Here is a 23,063-nt window from a genome sequence, read left to right as displayed (position 1 = left end):
CGTTGGCAGAGGTTCGGGCCTTGTTCACGTCTGCGGCCCAGGTCAGCGCGTTGGCGTTGACCTGCGGATCGAGGAGCATTTCGAAGGGCCGGTTGTGCTCGACGCGCAGCTCGTTGTCCTCGTCGATGTAGACCTTTGTGAAGAACGCCTGGTTGCATAGCCGCCGGTTGGTGTCGTCGCAGCGAGTGTAGATGTCAGCGCAGTTGGCGAGCAGGCCGAGGGCGTCGTCGAGGTGGGCGCGAGCGTCGGCGTAGTCACCGAAGTGGGCGTCGATACGGCGGGTCACCTGATCGAGTTCGGCGACGATGCGGTCTTGCTCGCGCTTGAGCACGGAGAGCGGGATCGCGTCGGCGTAGTGCGCTTGCATGAGGCGGTCTTGCTCGCTTTCGAGCCGGTCGCGGTTGGTGGTGAGTCGTTCCAGTGCTTCGGTTTCGGCGGCCATGAGTCGGTCGAACTCGTGGTGGAGCATCCCTGCGAGGGCGTCTTGCTGGGCGGGCGTGAACTGGACGCGGGTGTAGTAGTCCTCGACGAGCTTCTCGACGTCTTCGATGAGCATCGCCTGGCGCGTGCAGTCGGTGCGCTTGGAGTGCCGACCCGAGCACACGAAGTAGCAGTAGACGTTGCCGTGCCGGTTCTTCGCGTTCGAGACGATGAGCCGGGACCCGCACTGGCCGCAGTGGACGGTGCCTTTGAGGTAGTGGCCGTGGACTTGGGTCGCCTCGACGGCGCACTGGTGCGCGGTGAGCACGGACTGGACCTGGTACCAGACCTCGGCAGGCACGAGCGCCGGGTGGTTGCCCTTGTAGCGGGTGCCTCGGTAGATGACATCGCCCTTGTAGTACGGGTTGGTCAGGAGCCGATGGATGGTAGACACCGCCAACGGCTTCGCCGGCCGCTTCGGCGTCGGCAGGCTGCGCAGCCCCCGCGAGGTGAGTTCGTCGTGGAGCTGGCTCACGCTCCAGTTACCTGAGGCGTACGCCTTGAACGCCCACTCGATCATCGGCGCCCGCTCAGGATCGAGCTCGATGGTGCGGACTTCACGCCCGAGCTCGTCGCGCTTGCGGACGTTCAGATAGCCGATGGGCGCGCGCCCGTTCGTGCCGCCACCGATGGCCTTCTGGGTCATGCCCTTGGCGACCTCGGTGGCGAGGTTCCGAGAGTAGAACTCGGCGATGGTGGACATGATGCCGTGCAGCAGCATCCCGGAAGGGGTCTCGTCGATGTTCTCCGACGCGGACACAAGCATGACCCCGCACTGTTGGAGTGCGAGGTGGATGCTCACGTCGTCGGCGCGGTTCCTGGCGAGCCGGTCGACCTTGTGAACGATGCAGTACGCGACCTTGTTGGCCTTGACGTACTGGATCATCCGCATCAGCTCGGGCCGGTCGGACGACTTGGCTGAGGCTCCCGCGTCGACGAACTCCTCAACGATGCCGGCACCGAGCTGTTCGGCCTTGCGCCGGGTCGCTTCGCGCCGGGCCGGGATCGAGAAGCCCTCGTCGGTCCCGCCCTTCTCGGCCTGCTCGCGGGTCGAGACCCGCAGGTACGACACGGCGGCAGCCATTGTCTTGGGCGGGTCGATGAGGCTGACAGCCGGATCATCGGCAATGGTGGTCATCGGGGGCTCACTCTCACGCGGTTCGACCCTCGCGCTCCCAACTGTTCGTGGGAGGGGTGTTGATCGTGAGAGCAGCCGATGAAGGCTGTAGGGCGAGACCCGATGGTCTCGGTGCGTGTTGCCCGCCGAGCGGCGAGGTTTAGGCCACAACACCCCGCATCGCGAGGCTTGCACGGTTGATTCTACCGGGCGGCTTCTGGGGCGGCCAGGACATTCGTCGGCGCCCGGTAGGTGTCGGGGACCCGATCGGCCGCGCGGGCCGCGCGGCTCTCGCCGGTCTCCTGCAACGTCAGCCGGATGAGAACCTCGGCGAGCTTGTGCAGGTCGGCGCGTTCGCGGTGGATGGCACGTACGGAGAACGACCGCTCCTCATACGGGCGTCGATCGGTCTTCTTGGCGTAGCGGCTCATCGGTCTACGGCGCTTCGTCGTCGTCCAGGCTGGCGTAGAACTCGTCTTCGGCCTCCTGGCGCTTGCGGACTTGCGCGATGACGAACTCGACGAATTCGGTGTCGCGGTCGGTGAAGGTGAAGTCCTGGATCGTCGGCGCCGGGTCCTCACCAGGCCAAGCAGCTTGCCGGGTCGGGCGGTCTCGGTCTCCACGAGTACCGCAGGCGGTGACCCAATAGCGAAGGCGCTCTCGTGCGTCGGCGAAGTCGCGGTGCCAGCCGAGCGGCGCGGAGGCGTTCTGCTCGGGGTCGTAGGCACCGAGCCAATGCAGGTGCAGCGCCGACAGCTCCCAAACCATCTCCGGGTGGTGATGCCAGAACGGCGGCACCACCGCGACGGTGAGGCCGTAGGTGCGACGCAGCCAATCAACCCACCGGTTCAGCGCGAGCCATTCCTGCTCCAGCTCGTGCGCCGTCAGCAGGTTCCAGTTCACGGGGTGAGGCGGCTCGGGCATGTCCGCGTTGGTGACACGGGGCGGCCCGTCGAAGACGTCCGGCTCATCCATCTCATGCTGATCGTTCATGGTGCTGTCGCTCCCGAACTCACATGGAGACCGGGGCGTGCGCCGCGGTCGCTGCTCGCTGCGTCGGCTCGTACGCCGCTGCGTCCCGGCCGACTCCATTGCGCGGCGTGCGGTCCACCTCGTAGCGGGTTCGCGCGGCGTCATGGCCGATCTTCTTGGCAACGAACTCCTCGCCCTCGATCGCCTGACCGTTGCGCTCGTAGCTGACCGGCCGCGTGTAGCCCTCGGCGACGAAGTTGTCGCCCTGCGCGAAGTTCGCGTGCGCATGCTCAGCGGAACGCCCGAACATCACCAAGTGGTGGTAGGTCGTCTCGGTCTGCGTGAAAGAGCCGTCGTCCTCGCGGCGGAAATGCTCCTTGCCGATACGGGCGAAGAACCTGGCGTCTCCCTTGGCCGTCTCGGTGAGCAACGGCTCCGACGCGATGAAGCCTGACAGCGATTCCTGCGTGTGAATGGCCATGATGGCCTCCTCCTGACTCGGGCGACCAACTGCGTGTGGGTCGCTCTGTCAGGCAGGTGCGCTTTGGCGCCCAAGCGCCAGTCGTCAGGAGGCGGGGCGGTGGCGCAGCAGCGCTTCGAGTTCGTCGCGATCGCTGCGGAGCTGCGCGTCGTCAGACCGTGTCGGCCAGGCCCGCAGGTCGGTGACGATGGGTGGCGCGGAGCGCAGCATCGTGATGCCGGTGCCGAATGGCAGGGTGCGGATGCGGTCTGGAGGCAGGATCGGGACGCGGCGGATCGAGCGTTGGTTCGAGCGGGTGCCGTGGTCGCCGAGGGTCACGCTGTCGGTGTACTCGTCACGCTCACCGATGAGGGTGGAGAGGTCTTGAAGGTCGCGGCTGTTCGACGCGCCGCCGAGGATGATCTTGACGATGCTGGCGTCCCAGATCGCGCCGGCCTGGTGTTCACTCCATCGGTCGCGAGCCTGTGCGAGGGACTGCAAGACCGGCATGGTCGTGATCCCGGTGCCACCGCCTTCGGCCATGAGCGTCGGCAGTGACGGCAGTGGTGCGAGGTTTCCGATCTCGTCGAGCGCGAGCAGCACTGGCGGGTCGAGTCGCGCTCCGGGTGAGCGGGCGGCGAGCCTGCGGGCGGTTTCGATGAGGTCTTCGACGAATGCCGCGACCAGCGATGCGGAGGCTCCTGCACCGGCACCGGTGGCGAGCAGGTAGAGGGTGCCTTGTTCGGTGAGGAAGGTCTCGGGGTCGAAGTGCTCATGCGGGCCTGGTGTGACCGCATCGAGCACTCGTGGGTCGGCGAGTGCGGCGAGCGCGAGGGAGACACCTTGCCAGATGCTGTCGCGGGTCTTGGGGTCGGCGTCGATCATCGCGGCCAGGGAGTCGTCCCAGCCCATCGCGGCGTTCGGGTGGGAGTTGAGGATCGCGACGGCCTCGGATGCGGCGCTGGGATCGAGGGTCCACCTGAACAGCTCGGCGGGCGGGCGGCCGTCGAGCGCTGCGGCGTGCAGCAGGCTTTGGAGTGCGGTGCGGGTTTTGCCTTCCCAGAACCCGCCTGACTCGACCCCTCCCGCGGAGAGTCCTGTGGCGGAGGCGAGGCCGTTGGCGCGGATCATCGCGGTCAGCGGATCGTCGCAGCCGCGAATGGGTGACCAGCGCAGCCCGGCGGGGATGCCTTCGGCGAGGTGTTGAGGGTCGAATACGGAGACCGGTCCGCCCTTGCGGCGTCGGGCGCGGAGGGTCGCGGTGAGGTTGTCGGGCCGCGTGCTGGTGGTGACGACCGCGCCGGGTGCGTCGAGGATCGCGTTGATGACGACGTGCAGGCCCTTGCCGGAGCGGGGCGGGCCGATCAGCAGGATCGAGTCTTCGACCGATGCCCAGACCTTCGTCCCGCGACTGGCACCCAGGAGGTAGCCGACATCTTGTGGTGCTGGCGACTCCCATGAGGGCCGCAGCATGGCCGCGCGGTGAAGCAGCGCTTTCGCGGATGCCACGGTCTTGACCTCGTGGCTGGTCGCGATCCCGGCGAGTCGGTGCGGGTCGGTCTCTGTCTTCCGCGTGTGTCGGCGCAGGACCATCCAGACCCAAACGATCCCGGCGGCGAGTCCGCCGAGCAGTGCCGCGCTGACGAGCCAGTAAACCACCGGGTTGAGTCCGTCGGCACCGAGCGCGGTCGCCGGGTCGCCGGGGTTGAACAGCACGGCGAGCGCCGCCGCTGCGCCGACGTCGGGCTGCGGTGTGCCGGTGAGGAACGCGGCGACGCTGCCAGCGGCACGGAGGACGAGAGCGATCCCGAACATGCCGACCAGGCCAACGAGGGCGGCGTTGGTGAGTTCGTCGCCCATGCCCCCGGCCTGCCGCTGGTTCATATCAGCCGCCGCACCGCGAGCGTGCCCGAGATACGCCCGAACAGGATCACCTCGTGCGATGTTCCGGCGGGCAGGTCGTCGAGGTCGATGAGCGCACGTGCCTCCCCGGTTCCGGTGGCGTCGGTATGGGAGACGATCGTCGCGACGGCGACATCCTCGCCAGGCACGAACCCGTGAGCCGTGACCTCAGACAAGCGCGGCACCCGTCGGGCGTGACGACTCCGACGAGTTTCCGGCACCGAGTTCTCGGACGGTGCCACTGCGCGTCGAGGCTTGCGGGTGCGGAGGATGTCGGTGAAGACGCTACCGTCGCTCTCGCGCACCTCGACACGGACCGCGATGGTGCGATCCTTGGTGATCGCATCCATGAGCGGCCCGAACGTCGCCCGCGTCCACGCGGTCCCGTCCGGCGACGGGAACGGTGCTCCATCTACCATCGCGGTGAGTGTGCCGTCTTCGGCGACGGTGACGAGGACGTGCGGCAGCTCGACGGGAGCAGTCGCCTCGTCGTCGGTAGGGGTGGATCGGCGCGGGCCGGTGAGGTTCATCGGCCGATAGCCCGGAGTGGGGTGAGGTCGCTGGAGTCATGGTCTGGGTGCAGGCTCATGTCTGGCAGGTGTGCACGCGCCCTACGGGGTGCGCCCTAAGAGGCCGCAGGACCTCCGACGGCGCTGGCTTTCCGAGACCGCTGCCGAAACAACAGGGGCCGAGCCCCAGTCTCTGGCCTGCCTACCCCGACCCTGCAAACGTCAAGTCCAACGCCGACGAAGGATCAGGCTTCGGGGATGGGCATCCCGTAGTTCTCCATCGTGATCGAGTCCGGGTCGGGGCCGCTGCGCACCCCGGTGTCCAGGGCGTCAATCGCCGCCAGTTCTTCCGCGCTTAGCTCGAAGTCGAAGATGTCGAAGTTCTCTGCGATCCGGTGAGGCTTGACCGACTTCGGGATCGCCGAACGGCTCTCCTGCGCATGCCAGCGCAGCATCACCTGTGCCGGGGACTTCCCGTGAACCCGCGCGATCTCGCCGATGGTTTCGTTATCCAGGGTGCTCTGCTGCCCGCCGCCGTAGATCGTGATACCTCCGATCGGCGACCATGCCTGGGTGAGGATGCCGTGTTCGGCGTGCAGGGCTTGCAGCTCGTGCTGTTGGAAGTAGGGGTGCACCTCGATCTGGTTCACCGCAGGTACCACGTCCGTCTCCGTCAGGAGGCGGGTGAGCTTGTCGGGCATGAAGTTGGAGACCCCGATCGCACGCACCTTGCCGTCGGCGTAGAGCTGCTCCAACGCGCGGTAGGCGTCAAGGGTGCGGTCGAAGCTCTCGGTCAGGGGTTGGTGAAGCAGGAGCAGGTCGATCTGGTCGACGCCGAGCTTCGCGGCGGACTTCTCGAACCCGTGCAAGGCTGCGTCGTAGCCGTAGTCGCTGATCCACAGCTTCGTCTCCACGAACACCTCATCACGGGCAAGGCCCGACGCGCGAAGCGCATCGCCGACACCGTTCTCGTTGCCATAGGCGGCGGCCGTGTCGATGTGCCGGTAGCCGACGCGCAGCGCCTCCGTCACCGCGGTCGCGGTCTCATCGGGCGGGGTCTGGAAGACCCCGAACCCGAGCGCGGGCAACATGACGCGATTATTCAAAGTGATCGTGGGAGTAGCCATACGTCCACGCTAGGCACCAGGCGGCCGGGTGCGGGAGACACTGCTGTTATCACCCACGCCACCAGGGGCTGGGAGATACCGGCCATGACTCCCAGCCCCACAGCGTGCGGTCGTAACCTTGAGGGTATGGACAATAAGCGGGAGGTGCAGCAGTTCCTCACCGCGTTGCGTGCCCGCCTGACCCCAGAGCAGGCCGGGCGACGATTTTCGGCGGAGAACGCCGGGTTCCGGGCCTGCGCCGCGAGGAGGTCGCTCAACTCGCTGGGGTCTCCACCGCGTACTACACGCGCATGGAGCGTGGGAACCTCGCCGGGGTCTCCGAGTCCGTCCTCTACGCCCTCGCCCGGGCCCTCCACCTGGACGACGTGGAGACAACGCACCTGCTCGATCTCGCCCGCACCGCGACCGGCCCCCGCAGGCCAGGGCGCGTCAAGCCTGCACCACGGGTATCGGAGCGAATCGCGCGGATGCTGGACGCGATGCGAGATGTACCCGCGATCTCCCTTACCCGGCTCGGCGACCCGGCCGCATCGAACGCGCTGGGTCGGGCCCTGTTCCCGCACCTGTTCCCGGAGAACGCTCCGCCGTTGAACCACACAAGGTATCTGTTCCTCGATCCGCGGTCGCAGGAGTTCTACCCCGACTGGGAGAAAAGCGCCCGCGAATCCGTCTCGGCCTTGCGCCTGCTTGCCGGGCACGACCCCGCCGACCGCGCCCTGATGAGCCTTGTTGGGGAACTCTCGACGCACAGCGACCAGTTCCGCACCTGGTGGGGTGCGCACACCGTCCGCACGCACACCAGCGGCACGAAACGCCTGAACCATCCTGTCGTCGGCGAGTTGACCATCGGCTATGACGTGCTCGCGATCCAATCCACGCCAGGCCTTTCGATCACGACCTATCTGCCAGAGCCCGGCACCCCGTCCGCGGACGCTCTAGACATGCTGCGCAGCTGGGTCGCCGACCGGCAGCCAGCGGCTCACATGTCATAGACTCGCGGGCTTCTCCCGGCTGCACGGCTGCTGGTGTCGAATAGGGCGAGTTCGTCGGGGTGGAGTTGGTGTTGGCAGACGAAGCTCCTGGCCTTGATCCGCCACAGGCCTTGTCCGACGCCGAGGTTCGGCAAGAGCTGCTGCTCGGTCCCGGTCAGCCCGAGAGCCTTCGCGGTCGGCCCGAGCTGGTCGGACTCCTGCCGGTACACGATCCTCGTCTCTGCATTCGCCAGCAGCGAGTTGGCCAGCGAACGCATAGCGGAGCCCTGGTCGCCCACGTTGTCGAGATCGGTGAGCTTGTGGAAGATCAGCATGTTCGCGATCCCGTAATGCCGCGCGAGTCGCCAGTGCGCATCCATCCGCCGCAACAGCGCCGGGTGGGACATGAGCCGCCACGCCTCGTCGTAGATCACCCACCGCTGCCCACCGTTCGGATCGAGCAACGCGGACTCCATCCACGCCGACGAGCACGTCATCAACACCGAAATCAGGGTCGAGTTCTCGGTGACCCGCGAGAGATCGAGCGAGATCATCGGCAACGACGGATCAAACGCGACCGTCGAAGGCCCATCGAACAATCCGGCCAAGTCGCCCGCGACGAGACGGCGCAGCGCGTGACCGACGAGCCTGCCGTCCTCGGCCAACCGGCCGTCGGCATCCGAGCTCGGGGCGAGAATGTGATCGACGACCATCGGCAGGATCGGCACGTCGTTCTCCCGCACCGTCTGGGTCAGGGCGATGTCGATCGCGGTGTGCTCCAACGGCGACAACCCGCGCGCGAGCACCGTCTCGGCCAGTGCGCCGATCAGGTCACGCCGCCGCGCCGCAACCGTGGAGGCCCACTGCTCATCCGACAGGCCGCTGGGCCGGTGACCTTCATCGAGTGGGTTCAGGCGGGTGTTGAGGCCGTGGCCGAGCACGATCGCGCGTCCGCCGACAGCGTTGGCGACCGCGGTGTGCTCGCCCTTCGGATCGCCGGGAACATACACGCGCCGCCCGAACGGCAACGACCTCGTGTGCAGCGACTTCGCGAGGCTCGACTTCCCCGAGCCGACGATCCCGGCCACCACCACGTTCGGTGCGGTGATGATCCCGCGCGCGTACAGCACCCACGGGTCGTAGACGAAACTCCCACCCGAATACAGGTCCTGCCCCACGAACACCCCATCCGCACCGAGACCACCCTCGGCGACGAACGGATACGCACCCGCCAACGTCGCCGACGTGTCCTGATGCCGCGTCAGATGAAACCGGCCCGGCGTCCGCAACCGCGCGGCACCCGCCTCGCCGGCCTTCGGCAGGTAGACCGTGGCGCGCCGCTCGGCCCGCTCCTGCTCAGCCTTCGCCTTCGCGGCCGCAAGCGCGGACTTGCGCTGCTCGGCATGGAGCCGTGCCTCTGCCCGACGGCGCTGCTTACGGAGCTTCCGCCGTTCCTTCGACGGTGCCACCAGAACGGCGGTGTGCAGCCGCTCCCAATCCTGGGTCACAGCCCCAGCCCTCGCGCCTGCTTCACCGCAGCGATCTTCGCCGGCTCAAACCACGACCCCTCCCGCTTCGAAGGAGCATCCGTCCGCTTCGGTGCGCCTGGCGACGAGTACGACACCAGCAACTCCGGGCCGTCCCGCATCGGGGACGGCCCGGCCTGCTCGGCTTCCTGAGCCTCGGCACCGGGTTCGGTGTAGCGGCGCAGCAGCGAGACGTAGCCGAGGTGCGGGTTGACGACCAGCGCGTAGTCGCCGGAGATCGCCACCTGGTCGTTGGTGGCATCGCCGGGCTCGTCGTAGACGTACCCGTTCTCCAGCGCAGCCTGCGTGGTCTCATCTCCGTAGTCCCACTGCGCGAGGAAGTCCACCGCGTCGACATGCCCCAGCTCGCCGAGGATGCGCAACGGCCTGTCGGCCTCATCACCCTGGAGGAACACCACGTTGACCCACCTGGACGGTGCGGCCTCCTCGACGGCGGGGTCAGGATGCCATGCGATCCGGCCGGCCGCGATGAAACCCTCGGCGATCCGGTCGTAGGCCCGATCTACGAGGCTCGCCGCCAGGTGCAACTCCTCCGCAGCAGCCAACGCATCCCGCACTCCGGCCTCGTGGTTGCCGTCGTCATTGAACGCGTGCGCGGCCTTGCGCTCGTGAACATCGGCGATCTGATCGAGCACCTGCCGCAGCGACCGCATCCCCGACGACAGATCGCCGATCACCCCGTACATCTGCGCAGGCTGATCGAACGCACGGCTCGCATGAGCCAACCCCCGCAAAGCCTCGGACGCCTCAGCAGCGTCAGCAGTCGAATCGAAGAACGTGGGCATGGTCGGCCTCCTCGGGAGTCGTGTGATGAGGAGGTGCGCTGTGAAGCACCCGGGGCTGTCGGAGGTGGCTGTGACATACTTGATGGAGGCGTCGGAGGGAGGCACGAGGCAGTCACCGGCGAGAAGGAGAGCCCACATGGACGACGCGCGCGGCGAGTCCGGTAGCGACGAGGCTATTGGCGGGCAGGCCAAAGAAGATGGTCAGATCAGGTCCGACGCGCTTGAACTCGCAACGTCCACGATCCTCGTCGAGGTGACACCAGGTGTCGCAGTCGTATTCGGCGAAGTCCCCGACGGTCTTGAACTCATCAGCCTCGACATGGTGCCTTCCTTTGACCGCGCCCAGCTCTCCACCGCCCTTGGCTCCCTCGGCAACGCAGGCACCATCGTCGGAAACGTTGCGGAAGCTGTATCGAGCGCGCAAGGCCTCTTCCGCGTCAACGACGCCACGCTGTCCCTGCTGAAGAGCGGCGGACAGATGGCAGCAAAGGACGGCGCCAAGCTCGGGGCGATCTTCAAGAACGGCGAACTGGTCGCCCAGGCGCGTTTCATCCCCGCTTCGATGACAGCCGCTACAGCGATCGCAGCCATCGGCCCGGCCGTCGCCATGATCGCGCTCCAAATGCAGCTCGGCGAGATATCCGGCCTCGTTCGTACCAACATCCAGCTCACGACGCAGACGCTCAAAGCCATCCGAAACGAGCAATGGGCGGAGCTTGAAGGACTGGCCGAGTCCGTCGATGAGGCGGTCAAGGAGACCCGCGAACTCGACGCCATCACAGACTCTGTCTGGGAGCCCATCGCTCCCAGCGGCCCCAACATCCGCAAGCAACTGAAGCTGTACCGAAAGAACGTGGCAGGCCACGTCCAGGAACTCGGGAAGGTGGAGGGTCGCGCTCGCCGCCAGTACCTCGAATCCAACGCCGAAGCAATCGTCTTCGATACCTACGCGTTGCTCAGCTCGCTGAAGACCCACGCGGAGTACCAGGCGGTCCGGGCTGCCCTCGCCAGAACACGAAGCACCAATGACGAGAGCGAAGCGCAGCTCTTCGACCGGATCGCCCGGAACACTCCCGCCGAGATCAACGAGTCGCTCTCCGAAATCCGCTCGTTGACCGAGTCACTCGTGCGTGAGTTGCGGATCATCGCCGAGCTCCCCGGTCGCGCTACCGTGCCTCTCACGAAGAAGCGGAAAGATGCAAAGGCGTCTCAGCTCACGTGCAAGCAGCTCCTCGAAGCCATCGAGCCCCTGGCCGACATGCTCCAGCCAGCAGTCGAGATGCCAGCAGTGCCGTCCACAGTGTGCGCACCCGAAGGGCTCGATCTTGATCCCTATCTGCACGTGCTTCGGTGGTTCCTGGAAGACGGTGAACAACTCCGCAGCATTGCATTCCCGTACGAGACCGGCGCACACAACCTCGCAGGAGTGGTGCCAGTGCTCCTGGCCAAGCGTGTCGATACGGCCTGGGACGCGCTCGCCCCCGGAAGGGCCGGCGCGATGGCCGAAATGCTCACGTCCAGCACCTTTGTCGCGGTGACAGACCGTCGAATCGTCACCGCGACACCGAAGGCGCTTCTACGTCGTGGCGAGCTCGGCACCACGTACCCACTCGATGAGGTGAAGTACGTGCGTCCGAGAACGAATCACGGAGAGCGAGTGCGGCCAACCATCGGCGTCACTACAGAACGAAGTGACGTCCAGTGGATGTTCCCTGCTGACGCCGACCACGAGAGCATCGATGCCCTGGTGACTGTGATCGCAGATGGCGCTTCTGGTCGCACCGAAGCTCGGGCTGCCATTGCCTCTGCTGCTGAGTTGCCGTCCGCATAGCCTCTACACCCTGCGACAGAGCGGGAGCGCTGCGGCGGTGAAGGCGGCGGCTTGCTGTCCGACGAGGAGTCGGGTCTCGCAGGAGGCCTGGATCGCGGCCTGTTCGATGGCGGCGACTGCGGCGTCGAGTTCTTCGATAGTGGGTGCGGAGACGGCGATGAGGCCGGAGTAGCGCAGGATGCCGTGCCCGGCGGTGAGGTCGGCTTCCTGCTGGAGCACGTCGTGGTACTCGGCGGTCTGGGAGGCGTCTTCGATCTGGCCGATCTTCGCGCGCTGGGCTTGGTCGGAGATGTGCTCGACCTTCTTCTTGCGGATGTCGCGGGCGGCCTGGTCGGAGCGCATCGGGGTGCAGATCAGAGAGAACGAGCGCTGGATGCCGGTGGACAGCAGCACCGGCGACAAGAACCCCGGATACACCAGCGACCGCGGCCACTCGCTGACCCAGAGCACCGCATGGTGAGCGGAGTCGGTGCGCAACCGGCCCCAGGTCTCGGTGACTGCAACTGGTCCCGCTGTCGCGAGCGACTGGCCGAGCCGGCCGTGACGTTCCAGTGTCGCGGCGATCGCCGGGTCGTAGGCCGAGCGCAGCATGACCGCGATCTGCCCTGCGGTGAGCCATCCCGAGGGTGACAGGTCGGCGGAGCGGAGCGCAGCGACCAGGGTGCTCATTTCTTGCCGCAGGACGGCGGCTGCACCGCGTATCCCGCCACCGGCGGTTCTGATCTGCCGGGCACTGGCTCGCATGTCCAGCGACAGCGAGAGCGTGGTGGCGTGGCGCTCACCGGCGGGACCGGCACGCTCAATCAACTCGGCGTAGGTGTCGGCGGCCCATGACCCGTCCGGGGTGCCGTGAGCGGCCCACCATTCGGCCAGGCCGGTGCCGGAGTCTGGGAGGGTGCGTTCGAGAACTTGCAGGGTCGCGATGCGCCCGGACCGGCACACGGTCGCGAGGACTCGGCCCCAGGATGTGACGCGGCGTTCCTGCTCGCCAGGATCGAGGAGCACGAACGCGGGATGCGTGACCTCACACACCACCGTCAGGGTGGCGGCGTGCGGGTCGTGGATCATCCCAGCGCCCGTGTCAGGGTCGGTGTACTCACGCAGCCGCGCCATGTCACCAGGCAGAGCGAGCGTCCCGACGGGGCGAGGCACCACGATCCGGCGCCGGTACAGCAGTTGCCCGCCGGTGGTGCGCCACAGCCACCAGCAGGCGATAGGTAGCCATTCCACGTTCGGTCGGCCCGCGATGGGTATCCAGGTCAGTGCGGCGGCGAGTACCCAGACCGGTGCGGTGTAGGCCAGCAGCATCCCGCCGCCGGCATAGAACGCGCCGATCAACGTCGCTCCACCAATGGCGAGGGCGATGAGCTGGGTCAGCGACAGCCCGAGAAGGACACCGCGTCGGGTGAGGCGGGAGAACTTCACCGGCACCAGCTCGCCCGCAGTCTGCCGGTCGTTGTTCGTGCTGCTCATCGTCTACTCCTTCGGTGGGCGTGGGGCAGGCGGCGGGGGCTGCTTCGGCGGTGGCGGTGACGGGTCAGCGCCTGGCGGGCGCGGCGCGGGGCTCGGCGGCGGTTCCGCCGTTGATGCTGCGGGCGGTGGTGGTGTCTGGGCTGCTGCGTCGGCGGCGTGCTCGCCCTGGGCTCCCAGCGCCGTCCCGGCCTTGGGGCCGGCGGTGGCGGCGCCCTTGGCGACACTCGCCCCAACCACCATGCCTGCGGCCACGGGACCGGCAGCGGCTGCTCCGCCTCCGCCTGCCGCGCCTCCGCCGCTCGCCGCGGGTGTCGGCGCCGGGGTCTTCGGCGGCGGTGGCGCGCTGCTCCCACCCCCTCCGCCAGAGCTTCCACCTGCGTTCCCTCCGCCACTGCTGCCGTCGAGAACCTTCTTCGGGTCTGCGCCGCCTTGCGGCTTGGGCGGAACCGGGATCGGGCGGTTGAGGGCGCTCTTGGCGTCCTGTTCGGAGCCGATCGCGTGGTACATGTCGAACCCGACGAACGCGATGAACTTGTAGGTCAGATACGGGGCGAACGCGGCCATCGCCATCAGCACGATCCCCGCGATGGGATCACTGACCGACGCCAAGTCCGCGTCGATGGGTGCGGAAACTTGGGTGATCGCCACGAGGAACATGACGACCAGGACGAGCTTGGAGCAGATCAGGGCGACGACGAACATCGCCCACTTCCCGATCCACCCACGCGAGGCGTCCCAGGATGCACCGCTGAACGCGAGCGGAGCGAACACCACCGCGACCAGCAGCAGCGCCTTCCTCACCAGCAGCGAGAGCCACACGATCGCGGCAGCGGTGATGGCGAGGCCGGCCATGAAGATGGTGATGATCCCCCCGACCCCGGGCGCAGCGATGTTGATGCCGACCAGTCCCGCTGCGAGGAGGGCGATCTTGTCGCCCATCGATTCGGTAGTCTCCCCGGCAGCCTGCACGACCCCGATGCACAGCTGATCGACGACTTCCAACAACAGCGCCGTGAGCGTGATGACCACGAACGAACCGAGGACAGACTTCGCCAGCCCGAGCGCGGCACGGGTGAGCGCGGTGGGGTCTCGGCGGATCAGGCCGGTGATGAGTTGGAGGCAGAAGAAGATCAGCATCACGAAGACCGCGATGCCGAACAGCAGGTTGTAGACGGCGACGTAGCCGGGCTTGGTGACATCCACCAGCGTGGTGGTGTCGAACACCGACCAGACCGCGTCGAACAGCCACCCGGCGGCGGCACCCATCGCCTGGGCGAGCCAGTCGAACGGGGCCGCCACCAAGGAAGCGATGCGGTCTCGCAGGAGCTGATGCGGACCAACACTCGTTGCGCTGCTCACCGGACCGGGAACAGCACCTACGGCGCGGCCGAGCTCGTGCGCGCGCCGTGCGACGGCCATCGATCCAGAGCGGACGCCAGCCTCAACTACGACGGTTGCTGCGGAGAGCGCGGCCATCAGCCGCGCCCGAGCGAGGAAGCGGTGGCGCGTAGGCACGGCACCGGGTGGAACCTCGCTGACCATGAGGCCGAGGTCCGCCACTCGCTCAAGTAGCTCGCGGTGACCCATCGGGTAGGGGCGATCAACGCCGTTCGCCATGACCGCGATCGTGTCGCCACCGGATGCCAGGGCCGCTCGATGGGCAGCTCCTTCGATGCCGTACGCACCGCCCGCAACCACGACCCGCTCAGCGTTGGCGAGGTCGGAAGCCAGTTCTCCGGCCACGTGCTCGCCGTAGGACGTCGCGGCCCTGGCGCCGGTGATCGTGACAAACTCGCGGAGCGGTCGCGCCAGGAACGAGGAAGCGCCACGAGTCCACAGGACGTATGGTCGCCGATCACCAAGATCGTCGAGCGCGGACGGCCAATCTTGGTCGCCAGGGATCAACACTCCGATACCCATGCGCTGGGCTTCGACGATGCGCTGGGAGTGTGTCTGAGCGTCCGGACGCTCGAACTGGGCGCGCCAGACCCGTGCGTCAACGGTGCCGAGGCCCGGCACGCCATCGTCACGCTCGGCGAGCCGGAGCACCTCAACCGCTCCCACCTCGCCCAGGAGACGGCCTGTCACGGCGTCGTCTGGTTCGACGATCATCGACAGCGCCATTCGTGCCGTGCGCTCGCCCTGTGCTACCTGGCTCAGGTTCGCCATCGTCGGCTCCTCTCGCTCGCACAGAGAGGTACGCGCGGCGACGCGGAAACCGGAGGGTTCCGTGAACGCCGACCCCGGCGTAAAGTGGAGGATGAGGCAGGTTCTCCTCATATTGCGGGTCCTCCGGGACGGCCTTCGGGCACTCACACACGTTCTGCCTCCTCGACGGAGAAACACGTGTGACGAGAGGCCGGTCATGTTCCGCTTCATCTGGACGCTCAGCGTTCGCACCCGCGACTACCTGCATCGCTACATGCCGAGCAACCGACTGCTCGCAGCCATCCGCACCCGACGCGGACTCAAGTGGGGGCTGCCCGCGATGCTGGTTGCTCTCCCGTACTTCCTGATCGCTTACACCTGCTCGGCCACGGTCGCCGACGGCGGACCCGGCTGGCTGCACCTCATCGTGTTGTGGGCGTGCTGGAACGCACTCAAGTTCGTCATCATCGGACCCGTGAGCATTGTTCTGCTCGTCCGTGTGCGCCTGCACGAGGCTGCGATCCGTCGCCATCAGCGCCGCGAGGCGTCCGCCGACGCAGATACTCGCGTCTCGGTTCTGCACGCGTAGAATTAGCCGACTGCGGCCAGGGACGAGGAGACTCGCGACCGGCGCCCACCGCCAGGCCGGATCACGATGCCATGCGATGCGAGAGCCCGTCGGACAGCCTGAGGCCCCGCCCCAACCTTTACGCCGACCTCTGCCAGCGTCAGTCCGCTGAGGTAGAGGTCGGCTGCTTCATGGATGCGGGAAGGGTCGAAGCTCCCGCGTCGGATCGGAACCTCCCGACGAACCAAATGGGCGGCCACAGTTCGGCGGTTCACGCGGAACCGCGCCGCCAGCTCCACAAGCGTCGCTCCCGACCGATACTCCGACACCAGATCGTCGACCTGTTCGCGGCGCAGAAGGGTTTGAGGGCTCATCCGAATCCAGGGTGTAGTCGGGTCTGAACCCGCCGGTCTCGAGCAGGGATCTGGCGATGTAGTTGGTCAGGTTGCGGAACCCCCGCGCCGAGCCGCGCAGGTGCTCGAGCCTGCCGTTGATCGCCTCGGTGGGCCCGTTGGAGGTGCTGGGCCGGTCGAAGTAGGCCAGGACGTCGGCGGCGCGCTTCTTCAGCGTCCTGCCGAGCTTGGTGATCTCGACCAGGGCCTTGGGGACGCCGGTGCTGATCGAGTCGATGAGCCGGGCCATCAGCTCGCGGCCGTGGCGCCGGTTCTCGTGGCGGTAGGCGGCGATCATGCGCTGGTAGACGCTCCAGGTGACCTCGACCTCGACGTGGGCGTCGTCGGCGAACAGGGTGTCCAGTCGGTCCTTCTGCTTGTCGTTGAGCAGGTCGGCGCCGGTGGACAGGGTCCGGCGGGCGGCATAGAGCGGGTCGCCCTTGCGGCCGCGGTGCCCACAGATGGCCTGCTGAACTCGCCGTCGGCACTCATCGAGCGCCTCGCCAGCGAGGCGCGTGACGTGGAAGGGATCTAGCACGGTCACCACGTCGGGCAGTTCCTCGACGGCGGCGGTCTTGAACCCGGTGAAGCCGTCCATCGCGACCACCTCCACGCCGTCGCGCCACTCCTGCGGGCGGTCGGCCAGCCAGGTCTTGAACGCCTGCTTGGAGCGTCCTTCGACCATGTCCAGCAGCCGTGCCGGGCCGGTGCCATCTCGCACTGGGGTGAGGTCGATGATCACGGTGACGTACCTGTCGCCGCGACGGGTGTGCCTCCACACGTGCTCATCGACCCCGACGACCTTCACCCCCTCGAAGCGGTGCTCCTCGTCGATCAGCACCCGCTTGCCCTCGGCCAGAACGGCGTCGTTGGCGGTGTCCCAGGCCACCCCGAGCCCCTCGGCGACCCGAGCCACGGTCAGGTGCTGGACCACGATCCCTTCCAGCGCCCACCGCAGAGCGCGCCGAGACAACTTGGCCCGGGGCTCGGCCGCGGCGGTGGTGTCCTGGCGCCACACATACCCGCAGCCGCTGCAGCGGTAACGGCGCACGACGACCTCCAGCGTCGTGGGCCGCCAGCCCAGTGGTTCGTGGGTAAGCCGTCGGACCACGGTGTCACGTGGTCTCCCTTCGCAGCCGCAGCGCCGGCACCACTGGTCGGGCTCGACCACCTGGCAGGCCAATACGGCACGATCCGGCTCGAGTCGCTGCCCGGTGACAACGAGGCCGAGTTCGTCGAGGCGGCAGAAGGCAGTCAGGTCGGGGCTGGCGAACGCATCAGCGCGCCCGCCGACGGTAGCGTCGTGCACGTCGAGGTCTTTCGGGCTGAGTGTGTAGGAGCTCTCATCCTCGGGAGACCTCGACCTCTATCCGGCCACCGACGCGCCGGCCCGCCGCGCGACGTGCGCTACACCCTCATCTGGGAAGAGCCCAATTCCGACGAACTCGATCGGAGGACACTGGTTCCTGAAACTCAGTACGGTGGGACGTTCTTGACACGGGGAACGGCGTCTGCGAGAAGTGCCAGTCTCTGACGTCCTTGTCTCCACGCGCTGGAAGGAATGGGTCGTTGCCCAGGGGATATGCCCAGCTGGGTGTTGACCCCCAACTGCGGTGGGGTATCCCTGCACCGGTGCTGAGGTCCATGGTCTTACGAGATGCGGGCGGGCATCCTTGAAGTGGGAGTCGGCCTGTGCATGGCCGGCCCCGAACGTGAGCCGAGGAGGAAAGTATGAACTCTCGCATCAGCGCTTGCCCGGGTTGTGGAGCGCGTAATCGGGTCCCTGCGGTGGCGGCCGGTCTGCCGCGATGCGCCAAGTGTCGGGCATCGTTGCCGTGGATCGTTGAGGCTGAGGACACGGATTTCGGCCGTATCAGCGATTCGTCGAGGCTGCCAGTGTTGGTGGATCTGTGGGCGCCGTGGTGCGGCCCGTGTAAGCAGTTGTCGCCGATCTTGGAGAAGCTAGCGGTGCAGTATGCGGGGCGGTTGAAGCTCGTGAAGGTCAACGTGGACCAGTCGCCTGCCACCCAGGCTGCGTTTGGTGTTCAATCTATCCCGACGTTGGTCCTGCTGCGGGACGGGCAGGTCGTGGCGCAGCAGGCCGGTGCCATGCCGTGGGGGGCTTTGCAGCGCTGGATTGAGCCGTACCTGGCGTGATCCGTGAGGTTAAGTCCTCTGGCCTTTTGAGCAATGGGCCGGGATAAGTATCGGGTGCCCAGACAGTGGAGCCGACAACACCGTGGGGCCGGTAGCCTTCTACCATGGCGAGTCGACCAGATTCCAAGACCACCGGGACGCCCGAGCGGGCCCACGCGATTTGGTCCTTGCCTCAACGGTTGTTGCTTGTGGGCGTGTCGAGCGTGCCTCTGGCCTTCGCGTCGGCTCTTGAGTGGTTCAAGGGCAGCGACGGCCTCGGGACTGTTTCCTTTGTAGCGCTGAGCGCGATCGGGTACCTGTTGGCGATGTATGGGCGGATGCCAGATGAGTTCAATGTTGCGGGGCATAGCGCGAAGTTCACCACGGAGCAGCGCTTGGAGGTTCAGGCGGTTTTGGATGAGATGTCCGCGCAGCAGCTGGAGGAGATTGCCTGCGACGGATCAGATGAGATGCGTGAGCTGGCCAGTGATGCCCTGGACTTCCGGGATCGGGCTCGGGCCTATCTGGAGGAGGCGGCGAGTCTTGAGGGGTTCAGCTTGTCGAAGACTGGCCATGGAAGCTTGGACGGCGGCTCGGGATCGGGCGCGGTGCGTGCGATTCAGGGTCTGGTGCTGACCCATCGAAACCAGGTGGTAGCGGTGGATCTTGGCGAGTTCGAGGATTCACACTTGGAGTTGGCGGCTCGTGGAGTCACCCATATCTTGGAGATTCAGCGCACGGAGGTCACCGTCCGCCGGGTGGCTGATGACCGGGAACTGTTTGTTAGCGAGCGGGTGATCTGCATCGATCAGCTGCGACGGGCACTGAGGGCGGTTGCAGCGGACAGCACCGGTGGCTGAGGCTCAACGCAGCAGGACAGCACGAGGCCGGGGTCCCAAGTGAGGAGACCCCGGCCTCGCTTTTGGGCTCAGCCGATGCGCAGCTGGTCGGTGTCGGGATCGACGTCGAACGTGACCACAGCACCATCGATGATCTCGCCGGCGAGGAGCTTTATGGCGAGCTGGTTCTCGATGGTGGACTGCACCAGCCGGCGCAGCGGTCGAGCGCCATAGACGGGGTCGAAGCCGTTGCGGGCGAGCCATTCCTTGCCCCGGTCAGTGACGTCGATCACGATTCGGCGCTCCGCGAGGCGGGCGTTGATCTTGCGGAGGTTGGCGTCGACGATGTGGGTCAGGTCCTCCAAGGTCAGCGGGTCGAACATCACGATTTCGTCCAGCCGGTTCAGGAATTCTGGGCGGAAGGCGCTCCGTACCACGCCCATCACGGCCTCATGCTTGGCCTTGGTGTCCAGACTCGTGTCGGCGAGGAACTGGCTGCCCAGGTTCGAGGTCATGATCAAGATCGTGTTGCGGAAGTCGACGGTGCGCCCCTGGCCGTCGGTCAGGCGGCCGTCGTCGAGCACCTGCAACAGGATGTTGAACAGGTCTGGGTGTGCCTTCTCTACCTCGTCGAGCAGCACCACGCTGTACGGGCGGCGCCGTACGGCTTCGGTGAGCTGGCCTCCCTCTTCGTAGCCGACGTAGCCCGGGGGGGCACCGACGAGGCGGCTGACCGAGTGCTTCTCGGAGTACTCCGACATGTCGATGCGGATCATCGCGGTCTCGTCGTCGAACAGGAAGTCGGCCAAGCTCTTGGCCAGTTCGGTCTTGCCGACGCCGGTGGGACCCAGGAAAAGGAAGCTGCCGGTGGGCCGGTTCGGATCGCTGATGCCAGCGCGGCTGCGCCGGACAGCATCGGCAACGGCTTTGACTGCTCGCTTCTGCCCGATGAGGCGCTTGCCGATGTGTTCCTCCATGTGGAGGAGCTTGTCGGATTCGCCTTGGAGCATCTTGCCGACAGGGATGCCGGTCCAGGCGCTGACCACCTCAGCAATGTCCTCTGTGGTCACTTCGTCGGCGACCATGCGACTGGCCTTCTCTTCGTTCTCTGCCTGCTTGGCCTGCTCCAATTCGCGTTCCAGCGCCGGAATCCGCCCGTAGGCAATCTCGGCTGCTGTAGCCAGGTCGCCGACACGCTGGGCCTTTTCTGCCTCGATCCGGAGCTGATCGATCTGGGTCTTCAGCTCTCCGATTCGGTTGAGTGCGGCTTTCTCCTGAGCCCAGCGGCTCTCCAGGAGCCGCAGCTTCTCCTCAGCATCCGCCAGTTCTTGTTCCAGCCGTGCCAGGCGCGCCTTGCTGGCAGCGTCGGTCTCCTTCTTGATGGCGAACTGCTCCATCTTCAGCCGGTCCACTTGTCGCCGCAGCGCATCGATCTCTTCAGGACTGGAGTCGATCTCCATGCGGAGTCGGCTGGCAGCCTCATCGATCAAGTCGATGGCCTTGTCGGGCAGCCGTCGGTTGGTGATGTAGCGATGGCTCAGCGATGCGGCAGCAACGAGAGCGCCATCGGTAATGCGCACCTTGTGATGCGCCTCATAGCGCTCGCGCAAACCGCGCAGGATGGCGATGGTGTCCTCCACCGATGGCTCGCCCACATACACCTGCTGGAAGCGACGCTCCAGCGCCGGATCCTTCTCGATGCGCTCGCGGTACTCATCCAGCGTCGTGGCGCCAATCATGCGCAACTCGCCGCGGGCCAGCATCGGCTTGAGCATGTTGCCCGCATCCATGGCACCTTCGCCACTGGCGCCGGCGCCGACGACCGTGTGCAGCTCGTCGATGAAGGTGATGATCTGGCCTTCGGCCTCCTTGATCTCCTTCAGCACGGCCTTGAGTCGTTCCTCGAATTCGCCGCGGTACTTGGCCCCGGCCACCATGGAACTGAGGTCGAGGCTGACGACGCGGCGACCCCTCAGCGAGTCGGGCACGTCACCGGCGATCACGCGCTGCGCGAGGCCCTCGACGACGGCTGTCTTGCCGACGCCGGGCTCGCCAATGAGGACTGGGTTGTTCTTGGTGCGCCGGGCGAGGACCTGCATAACGCGGCGGATCTCCTGGTCGCGGCCGATCACCGGATCCAGCTTGCCCTCGCGGGCGCGCTCGGTGAGGTCGACGGAGTATTTGCTGAGGGCGGACTCGCCGCCTTCGGCCTCGGGGCTGGTGACACGGCGATCGCCCCGTGCGCCTGCGAAGGCTTCTTCCAGTTTCTCTGTGGTCGCCCCTGCACCGACCAGGATCGTCTGTGCCTCAGACGGGATGGACGTCAGCGCAATGAGCAGGTGCTCGGTGGAGACGTAGGAGTCGCCCAGCTTGTCGGCGCGAATCTCCGCGTCGGCGAGTACCCGCGCGAAGGAACCGGACAGTTGCGGTTGGGCTACCGAGCTGCCTTGGCTGGAGGGCAGCTTGCTGATGGCAGCCTGGGCGCGCTGGTCAATCTGGGCCGGGTCGACACCAACAGATTCCAGTAGTGGCCCCACTGAGTTCTCGGGGACCATCAGCAAGGCATGCAGTAGGTGAGCGGGCTCGACCGAGGGATTGCCGGCCGCCAATGCGTTGCGGACGGCGGCCGAGACCGCGTCCCGGCTCATCGTGGTGAGCTTCTCGGTGTCCATGTGCTTCTCCTTCGGATCGGGACTGGTTTGCGCCCGCGCGGGGCGGGCCGCTGCCAGGCTGTGGCGCCAGGGCTCTCGGCGGGCCGTCAGCGGCTGTACCGGCAGACCCAGCAGGAAAACCTGACGCACTTCGATGGTGGGCATCGGTGCGGCTCCGGGTCAAGCGCTTCGGCAGATTTGGGGGTTGGCCCTCACTGCAGTGGGGGACGACGCCCATGTGCGTCCAGATCTATGGATTTGGGCCGTCCTCGTCGGCGATCCTTGCTGCATGGACAGGAAGGACTGTATGGCCCGGAAGGAACAGAGGCTGACCCTCACCTCGTCCATCCGTTCGCATCGCGCGAGGAATCGCAGGAGGAAATCACCATGGACTTCACCGACCATGTCGTGGTCGGCGTCGACGGTTCTTCGACCTCGATCGCTGCCGCCGTGTGGGCCCGGGACATCGCTCGTGCCGGACACTGGCCCTTGGGCATTGTTTACACCCAAGGGATGGCGCCCGATGTGCGGGAAATGTTGGGCGAAGGCGGCACATTGATGTGTGTCGAATCAACGCTGGCCCCAGCATTGGTTCAGGCGAGTCGCACCGCGGCCATGGTCGTCATGGCGTCCCGTGGTCAGGGCTCGACCGTCCTCCCGATTGTGGACGCCGCGGCCGAAGCCGTGCTCCAGGAGGCTGCCGGTCCGGTGGTGGTGCTCCCCTACACCACCTGGAACACCTTGGACCGCCCTCTTGTGTTAGGCCTCGACGCCGAGCGCCCAAGCCCTGCCAGCATTCGTTTCGCCGTATCCGTCGCGGGGCGCACCGGGGCCCGGCTGAAGGTCATTGTCGACGACAAGGGACAAGGCCCCGACCGGGCGCGTCTCCAGACCGTGCAGGTCCTCACCCGGGTCCTAGGTAGCGACCTCCCCGAGACCTTTGATGTGGAGGTCTCAGCCCACGAGCTCACTGACGCGTTGCTCGCGAAGGCATCGGAAGCGAGCCTGACTGTCGTGGGCAGCCAACACGCCAGACGCTCTACCGAACGAGAGCGCTCTGAGAACCGGCTGTTGCTCCGGTTGTCCACCTCGCCGGTTGCGGTGGTGGCCAACACCGTCGAAGCCGGTCAGGCTGACGGATCCGCTACCCGATAG

Annotated in this window: 17 protein-coding genes and 2 pseudogenes; 6 read left to right on the top strand and 13 right to left on the bottom strand. The window is 66.7% G+C overall.

The annotated features are described in order from the left end of the window. Window positions 1-577: 577 nt before the first annotated feature. The 7 genes and pseudogenes from RM25_RS13260 to RM25_RS08435 all read right to left on the bottom strand — a co-directional run. Window positions 578-1,564 (bottom strand): annotated as a pseudogene (locus tag RM25_RS13260) (recombinase family protein); the annotation flags it as partial. Between the two features lie 236 nt (window positions 1,565-1,800). Further along, window positions 1,801-2,028 (bottom strand): hypothetical protein, encoded by a 228-nt coding sequence (locus tag RM25_RS08460; RefSeq protein ID WP_044636312.1) that lies wholly within the window; start codon window positions 2,026-2,028, stop codon window positions 1,801-1,803. Window positions 2,029-2,032: 4 nt separating this feature from the next. Beyond that, a complete protein-coding gene (locus RM25_RS08455; RefSeq protein WP_044636311.1) occupies window positions 2,033-2,590 on the bottom strand; it encodes a hypothetical protein in 558 nt (185 codons plus the stop codon). A 19-nt stretch (window positions 2,591-2,609) separates the two neighbouring features. Further along, the gene (locus RM25_RS08450; RefSeq protein ID WP_044636310.1) at window positions 2,610-3,050 is read right to left on the bottom strand and encodes a single-stranded DNA-binding protein; all 441 of its coding nucleotides are present in this window, start codon (window positions 3,048-3,050) and stop codon (window positions 2,610-2,612) included. Between the two features lie 84 nt (window positions 3,051-3,134). Beyond that, the gene (locus tag RM25_RS08445; protein WP_044636309.1) at window positions 3,135-4,913 is read right to left on the bottom strand and encodes a type IV secretory system conjugative DNA transfer family protein; all 1,779 of its coding nucleotides are present in this window, start codon (window positions 4,911-4,913) and stop codon (window positions 3,135-3,137) included. Next, complete coding sequence (locus RM25_RS08440) at window positions 4,910-5,461, bottom strand: hypothetical protein (protein WP_044636308.1); 552 nt, start codon at window positions 5,459-5,461, stop codon at window positions 4,910-4,912. Before RM25_RS08440 ends, RM25_RS08445 begins: the two co-directional genes overlap by 4 nt. 224 nt (window positions 5,462-5,685) lie before the next feature. Then, on the bottom strand, window positions 5,686-6,531 hold the full coding sequence (locus RM25_RS08435; RefSeq protein WP_232004102.1) for an aldo/keto reductase: 846 nt from the start codon (window positions 6,529-6,531) through the stop codon (window positions 5,686-5,688). A gap of 239 nt (window positions 6,532-6,770) precedes the next feature. Here RM25_RS08435 and RM25_RS08430 point away from each other — a divergent pair, with 239 nt between their 5' ends. Beyond that, window positions 6,771-7,559: a helix-turn-helix domain-containing protein gene (locus RM25_RS08430; protein WP_311318736.1), complete on the top strand. Its 789-nt coding sequence runs from the start codon at window positions 6,771-6,773 to the stop codon at window positions 7,557-7,559. On the opposite strand, the gene RM25_RS08425 is transcribed toward RM25_RS08430, so the two are convergent. Continuing rightward, window positions 7,547-9,046 (bottom strand): VirB4 family type IV secretion system protein, encoded by a 1,500-nt coding sequence (locus RM25_RS08425; RefSeq protein ID WP_044636306.1) that lies wholly within the window; start codon window positions 9,044-9,046, stop codon window positions 7,547-7,549. The two genes, RM25_RS08430 and RM25_RS08425, sit on opposite strands and share 13 nt — an antisense overlap. After that, a complete protein-coding gene (locus tag RM25_RS08420) occupies window positions 9,043-9,870 on the bottom strand; it encodes a hypothetical protein (RefSeq protein WP_044636305.1) in 828 nt (275 codons plus the stop codon). The genes RM25_RS08425 and RM25_RS08420 overlap by 4 nt, the downstream gene beginning before the upstream one ends. A gap of 136 nt (window positions 9,871-10,006) precedes the next feature. Here RM25_RS08420 and RM25_RS08415 point away from each other — a divergent pair, with 136 nt between their 5' ends. After that, a complete protein-coding gene (locus RM25_RS08415) occupies window positions 10,007-11,701 on the top strand; it encodes a hypothetical protein (RefSeq protein WP_044636826.1) in 1,695 nt (564 codons plus the stop codon). 3 nt (window positions 11,702-11,704) lie between these two features. Here the strand turns inward: RM25_RS08415 and RM25_RS08410 are convergent, their stop codons facing one another. Both RM25_RS08410 and RM25_RS12995 read right to left on the bottom strand, forming a co-directional pair. Then, entirely contained in the window at window positions 11,705-13,174 is a 1,470-nt protein-coding gene (locus RM25_RS08410; RefSeq protein WP_044636304.1) for a PrgI family protein, read from the bottom strand. Window positions 13,175-13,177: 3 nt separating this feature from the next. Next, a complete protein-coding gene (locus tag RM25_RS12995) occupies window positions 13,178-15,343 on the bottom strand; it encodes a DNA-processing protein DprA (protein WP_197703702.1) in 2,166 nt (721 codons plus the stop codon). Between the two features lie 196 nt (window positions 15,344-15,539). Between RM25_RS12995 and RM25_RS08400 the strand changes: the two genes are divergently transcribed. After that, on the top strand, window positions 15,540-15,911 hold the full coding sequence (locus RM25_RS08400) for a hypothetical protein (protein WP_044636303.1): 372 nt from the start codon (window positions 15,540-15,542) through the stop codon (window positions 15,909-15,911). Window positions 15,912-16,260: 349 nt separating this feature from the next. Here RM25_RS08400 and RM25_RS08395 read toward each other — a convergent pair. Continuing rightward, window positions 16,261-17,591 (bottom strand): annotated as a pseudogene (locus tag RM25_RS08395) (ISL3-like element ISPfr3 family transposase). 422 nt (window positions 17,592-18,013) lie between these two features. Here RM25_RS08395 and trxA point away from each other — a divergent pair. Both trxA and RM25_RS08385 read left to right on the top strand, forming a co-directional pair. After that, window positions 18,014-18,439: a thioredoxin gene (gene trxA, locus RM25_RS08390; protein WP_013161660.1), complete on the top strand. Its 426-nt coding sequence runs from the start codon at window positions 18,014-18,016 to the stop codon at window positions 18,437-18,439. Between the two features lie 104 nt (window positions 18,440-18,543). Further along, a complete protein-coding gene (locus RM25_RS08385) occupies window positions 18,544-19,278 on the top strand; it encodes a hypothetical protein (RefSeq protein WP_013161659.1) in 735 nt (244 codons plus the stop codon). A gap of 68 nt (window positions 19,279-19,346) precedes the next feature. Here the strand turns inward: RM25_RS08385 and clpB are convergent, their stop codons facing one another. After that, window positions 19,347-21,929 carry an ATP-dependent chaperone ClpB gene (clpB, locus tag RM25_RS08380; protein WP_013161658.1) on the bottom strand — a complete coding sequence of 861 codons (2,583 nt, stop codon included), beginning with the start codon at window positions 21,927-21,929 and terminating at the stop codon, window positions 19,347-19,349. Between the two features lie 366 nt (window positions 21,930-22,295). Between clpB and RM25_RS08375 the strand changes: the two genes are divergently transcribed. Beyond that, a complete protein-coding gene (locus tag RM25_RS08375) occupies window positions 22,296-23,063 on the top strand; it encodes an adenine nucleotide alpha hydrolase family protein (protein ID WP_013161657.1) in 768 nt (255 codons plus the stop codon).

Origin of the sequence: Propionibacterium freudenreichii subsp. freudenreichii (assembly GCF_000940845.1) — a bacterium.
In the GTDB taxonomy this organism is placed as follows: Bacteria; Actinomycetota; Actinomycetes; order Propionibacteriales; family Propionibacteriaceae; genus Propionibacterium; species Propionibacterium freudenreichii.
Note: the sequence above shows the minus strand (reverse complement) of the source record. Positions and strands in the feature narration are given on the sequence as shown.